Source organism: Herpetosiphonaceae bacterium, from assembly GCA_036374795.1.
GTDB lineage: Bacteria > Chloroflexota > Chloroflexia > Chloroflexales > Kallotenuaceae > LB3-1.
In genome coordinates, this window is the sequence record DASUTC010000323.1 from 1 (window position 1) to 5,768 (window position 5,768).

The 5,768-nt window shown below is 66.0% G+C and carries 2 protein-coding genes; both read right to left on the bottom strand.

Going from position 1 to position 5,768, the window contains the following annotated elements; translation table 11 throughout:
- The coding region (locus tag VFZ66_25235; protein ID HEX6292515.1) for a beta-ketoacyl synthase N-terminal-like domain-containing protein at positions 1–1,580 on the bottom strand (1,580 nt) is incomplete at its 3' end.
- A partial coding sequence (locus VFZ66_25240; protein HEX6292516.1) for an amino acid adenylation domain-containing protein occupies positions 1,573–5,768 on the bottom strand: 4,196 nt, incomplete at its 5' end. The genes VFZ66_25235 and VFZ66_25240, both read right to left, overlap by 8 nt.

Sequence of the window (5,768 nt, forward strand, 5' to 3'; positions counted from 1 at the left end):
TCGGAGTCGGGCTGCCAGGCAGTGTAGATCCGGGCGGGATCGTGCCGCCGCAGGGCGTCGAGCGCATCGTCGCGATCACGGCAGATCAGCATCCGGCGATGCTCGAAGGTTCGCCGTCCGCACTGAAGCGTGTACGCGACATCGGCCAGATCGAGCTGGGGATTGGCCTCAAGATGCGCGACCAGATTGCTCGTCGCCTGCTCAAGCGCGGTGCTCGTTTTGGCGGAGATGACGAGCACCTGCCAGGGCCGTGCCGCCGTTGTGGGCGCGAGCGGCGGCGCTTCTTCCACGATCACATGGGCGTTCGTGCCGCCGATGCCAAACGAGCTGACACCGGCGCGGCGCGGCCCTGCCGAGCGCCACTCACTGAGCGCGGTGTTGACAAAGAACGGGCTGCTGGCGAGATCGAGCGCGGGATTGGGCGTCTCGAAGTGCAGACTCGCGGGGATCTGGCGATGCTTGAGCGCCAGGATCACCTTGATCAGGCCGGTCACGCCAGCGGCCACGTCCAGATGACCGAGGTTGGTTTTCACGGAGCCGATCGCGCAGAACTGTGTCTGGTCGATCCCGGTGCGGAAGGCCTCGGTCAGCGCCTTGATCTCGATCGGATCGCCGAGAACCGTGCCGGTGCCGTGGGCCTCGACATACGAGATCGTTTCGGGATCGACGCCCGCCAGGCTGAGCGCCTCGACGATCACGCGCGCCTGCCCGTCGACGCTGGGCGCGGTAAATCCGGCTTTGGTCGCGCCGTCGTTGTTGATCGCCGAGCCTTTGATCGCCGCATGGATCGTATCGCCGGCGTCGAGCGCGTCCTGAAGCCGCTTGAGCACCACGATCCCCACGCCACTGCCGGGCACCGCTCCCTGCGCCCGCGCGTCGAAGGCGCGGCAGCGGCCATCGGGCGCGGCAACGCCGCCCTCCTGATAGAAGTAGCCCGCCTGCTGCGGCACCTGGATCGAGACGCCGCCCGCCAGCGCCATATCGCACTCGCCGCTGAGCAGACTTTGGCAGGCTATATGCACCGCAACCAGCGAGGTGGAGCACGCGGTCTGCACGACGACGCTCGGACCTTGCAGATTAAGCTTGTAGGAGACGCGCGTCGTCAGGTAGTCGCGCGCATTGCCGATGTCGGCCTGCAGGTGGCCGACAGCCTTAAGCGTCTGGGCATGCGCATGCACGAGATGCTGATAGCTGTTGGAGCTGGTCCCGCCATACACGCCGATCAGACCCGAAAACTGCTCGGAGTCGTAGCCCGCGTGCTCCAGGGCTTCCCAGGCACATTCCAGAAAGAAGCGCTGCTGCGGATCGGTGATCTCCGCCTCGCGCGGCGTGAAGCCGAAGAACGACGCCGCAAAGGCCGCGATGTTGCTCAGAAAGCCCCGGCGTTTGACATACTGCGGATCGGCAAGCACGCTCGGATCGATCCCGGCTGCCGCCAGATCGTCATCCGAGAACGGAATAATGCTCTCTTTGCCGTCGCGCAAGTTCTGCCACAGCTCGTCGGCATCTGCCGCGCCCGGAAAGCGACCGGCCATGCCAATCACCGCAATGTCCGTCTTGAACCCGTCCGCGCTACTCATCCCGGACTCCTTGTGCTCTGCGCGATGCCTGCTGGTGGTGCCGCAGCTGGCGCTGGTGAATCAGCGACTCGCGACGGGTCTTTGCTCGGTCGCGGCTGGACTCGAAGGAGGGTGCCTGATCCTGGTGGAGATAGTGGGCCAGGTCTTTGATCGTGGCGTACCTGAACATATCGACCAATGGCACATCTTTGTCCAGGATCGCCTGGAGCCTGCCCTGCACCTGGACCATCAGCAGGGAATGCCCTCCCAGGTCGAAGAAGTTGTCATGGCGGCCAACCTGCTTGACGCCCAGGATTGATTGCCAGACGTCGCCGATGACTCGCTCAAGCTGGCTTTGGGGAGCGACATAGCCCGTATCAAGATCGGGTCGCGATCCATCGGGCGCTGGCAGGGCGTTGCGATCGAGCTTGCCGTTGGGCAGCAGCGGCAGCGCATCCAGCAGCACGAATGCCGAGGGCAGCATATGGTCGGGCATCTGGCCTTTCAGATAGGCGCGAAGGGCGGGGATCAGGCCCTCACCCCTTTGTTCCTTTGTTCCTTTGTTCTCTTGTTCTCCCACCACATACGCCACCAGTCGCCGGTCGGCGGCAGCGCCAGCGCGCGCGGGATCGTCGCGGACGATCACCAGCGCCTCGCGTACGGCAGGATGCTCGCGCAGCACGGCCTCGATCTCGCCGAGCTCGATGCGGAAGCCGCGCAGCTTGACCTGCTGATCCAGCCGTCCCAGAAATTCGATCCGGCCATCCGCTCGGTAGCGGGCGCGGTCGCCGGTTTTGTACAGCCGCGCGCCAGGAGTTCCGCTGAACGGATCGGGGAGGAAGCGCTCGGCGGTCAGATCGGGCCGGTTGCGATAGCCGCGCGCGACGCTCGGCCCGCCCAGGTACAGCTCGCCCGCCACGCCCACCGGCACCGGGTTGAGCCGGGAGTCAAGGATATACACGCGCGTGTTGGCGAGCGCTCGTCCGATCATCGGCTCGCTGTCTTCCGCAATCGGGCAGACGGTCGCGTTGACGGTACATTCGGTCGGCCCGTACACGTTGTAGGCCGTCGGCGCGGGATGCTCCGCAAGCGCGTTCCACAGCTCACGGTCGATCTGCTCTCCGCCCACCAGCAGCAGCTTCAGGGCGGTTTCGTGGGGCAGCCCCGCCGCACGTAAGGTTTGGAGCAGCGTGGGCGTGCAATCCAGCACCTGGATCTGATGATCGCGCAGGTAAGCGACAAACGCCTGGTTGTCGCGGCGCAGCGCTTCGGGCAGCACGTCGAGCGTGTGGCCGTCCAGCAATTGGATCACCTGCTTCACCGACGAGTCAAAGGCGAGCGAGGCGTTCAATCCAATCCGCATCCGCTGGCGCTGCTCACCGCACGCCGCATAGATCGTGTGGCGCAGGCCCGTCAGCAGGTTGAGCACCGATCGATGCTCGACCTGCACGCCCTTGGGCCGCCCGGTGGAACCTGAGGTGTAGATCACGTAGGCCAGGTTGCGGGAAGTCGTGCCGGGCGGCGGATCGACGGCGGGATAACATTCCAGCGGCGTCGCGTCCAGGCGGACGATATGGTCGGCGTGCAGCGCCAGATCGTCGCTCAACCGGCGGTGTGTGACGAGCACCGGAGCCGCGCTATCCGCCAGCATAAAGCGGAGTCGATCCGGCGGATAGGACGGGTCCAGCGGCAGGTAGGCACCGCCCGCCTTCAAAATGCCGAGCAGCCCGGCCAGCATATCGACCGAGCGCTCGACACACAGGCCGACAACCACGTCAGGGCCGACGCCAAGCTGCCGCAGGTGATGCGCCAGCCGGTTCGCCCTGGTGTTGAGATCGCCGAAGGTCAGGCATGTCGTCTCGTAGATCACGGCGATGTGGTCCGGCGCGCGGGCGACCTGCGCCTCGAATGCCTCCACGATGGTGGCCTGCGCGGGCAGATCGTGAGCGGTCGCGTTCCAGCCTTCCACGATCTGCCGTCGCTCTGCGTCGGTCAGCAGCGGCAGGTCGCTCAGCCGACGCTCGCTATGCGCCACGGCGGCGGTGAGCACGATCTCAAGGCGCTGGACAAGCCGCACGATCGTCGTCTCATCGAAGAGATCTGTGTTATACACGGCAGCCGCGATGATCTCCCCGCCCTGCTCGATCATCTGAAGCTCAAGGTCGAACTTCGCGCTATTGATCGCAGCGCCGGTCGAGCGAACATCGAGTCCCGTCAGCTCAAAGGTGCTGGATGCTCGGTTGAGGAGCTGGAAGGTGATCTGAACCAGCGGCGTGCGGCTGAGATCGCGCTCCGGGCGCAGCTCCTCGACCAGCTTCTCGAACGGCAGGTCTTGATGGGCGTACGCGCCCAACGCCGTCTCGCGGACGCGGCGCAGCAGCTCGCGGAAGGTGGGATTGCCCGACAGGTCGGTGCGCAGCACGAGCGTATTGACGAAGCAGCCGATCAGCCCTTCGATCTCGCTGCGATTCCGATTGGCGATCGGCACGCCAACCACGATGTCGCGCTGGTCCGTGTAGCGGGAAAGGACGATCTTGAACGCGGCCAGCAGCGTCATAAAGAGCGTCGTACCCTCCTGCTGGCTCAAGGCGGCTAGCGCGGATACCAGCGTCGCCGGAAGCACGACCGAGCGCTCAGCGCCGTGGAAGGTCTGCACGGCTGGCCGTGGTCGATCGGTCGGCAGATCGATGTGCGGTGGCGCACCGGCAAGCTGCTGTCGCCAGTAGCCGCGCTGCCGCTCCAGCACCTCACCCTGCAACCACTGGCGCTGCCAGATCGCGTAGTCGGCGTACTGGGTCGGCAAGGGCGGCAGCGCGGCGGCCAGCCGGGCGGCGATTGCATACGGCGGAGTGGTGCTGTAGATCTCGTAGAGCGCCGACAGCTCGCGGAAGAAGATACCCAGCGACCACCCATCCGCGACGATATGATGCATGTTTAGGCAGAGCGTGTGCTGCTCCGGGCGCAGCCGCAGGAGCGCGGCGCGGAACAGCGGGCCTTCTGCCAGGTTGAATGGCTGCTGCGCCTCGTGCTCGACGAGCCGCGTCACCTGGGCTTCCCGCTCGGCATCGGGGAGCGTCTGGAGATCCTGAACGGGCAGACGAAAGAGATGGATGCCGGAGATGACCTGCGTCGGCTGTCCGTCAACCACCTGAAAGGTCGTCCGCAGAATCTCATGACGCTGGACGATCGCGGCCAGGCTCTGCTCAAGCGCGGCGCAGTTGAGCCGCCCGCCGATCCGAATCGCGATCACGATATTGTAAAATGCGCTATCCGGCTGAAGCTGACTCAGGAACCATAGGCGCTGCTGCGTAAAGGATAGCGGGATGCGCGCATCTCGTCGGGCCGGTCGCGGCTCCTCGGTCGCCGTCCCGGCGGCGATCTGCTCCGACGGCTGAATCGCCGCTGCGAGATCGGCGACGGTTGGCGCTTCAAACAGGGCGCGCAGCGGCAGCTCGACCTTGAACGTATCACGCAGACGTGACATCACCTGCGTTGCGAGCAGCGAGTGGCCGCCGAGGGCGAAGAAGTTGTCGTAGATGCCGATCGGGGTGGCAGTGTTGGGACGCAGCAGCTCTTGCCAGATCGTGACGAGCTGCGCCTCCAGCGGGGTGCGCGGGCCGATGTAGGCCGTTTCACTATGCTCGCGCTGCGCCAGGGCGTCGAGCGCGTGGCGATCGAGCTTGCCGTTGGGCGTTAGCGGCATGCCCTCCAGCACCACGATGCTGCCCGGAACCATGTACTCCGGCAGCCGCTCGCGCACGAAGCTGCGCAGGTCGTCGCCCGTCACGTCGTCGATACCTTCCAGCACCACAAAGGCGATCAGGCGCTTGTTGTGGGGCGCTGTTTCGCTGGCGACTACCACGGCCTCGGCGACTTCGGGATGCTGGCCGAGCACGGCCTCGATCTCGCCCAGCTCGATGCGGATGCCCCGCACCTGCACTTGCCCATCGCGCCGCCCGATGAACTCCAACTGCCCATCCGCCCGCCAGCGCACCAGGTCGCCCGTGCGGTACAGCCGCGCCCCCGCCTGCCCGCTCAGCCCGTCCGGCACGAAGCGCTCCGCCGTCCACGCTGCCTGCCCGACATAGCCCCGCGCCAGCCCCGCCCCTCCCAGGTACAGCTCGCCCACCACTCCGATCGGCACCGGCTGCTGCCAGCGGTTGAGCACATAGCCCTGTACGTACGGCAGCGGCACCCCGATCGGCGGCA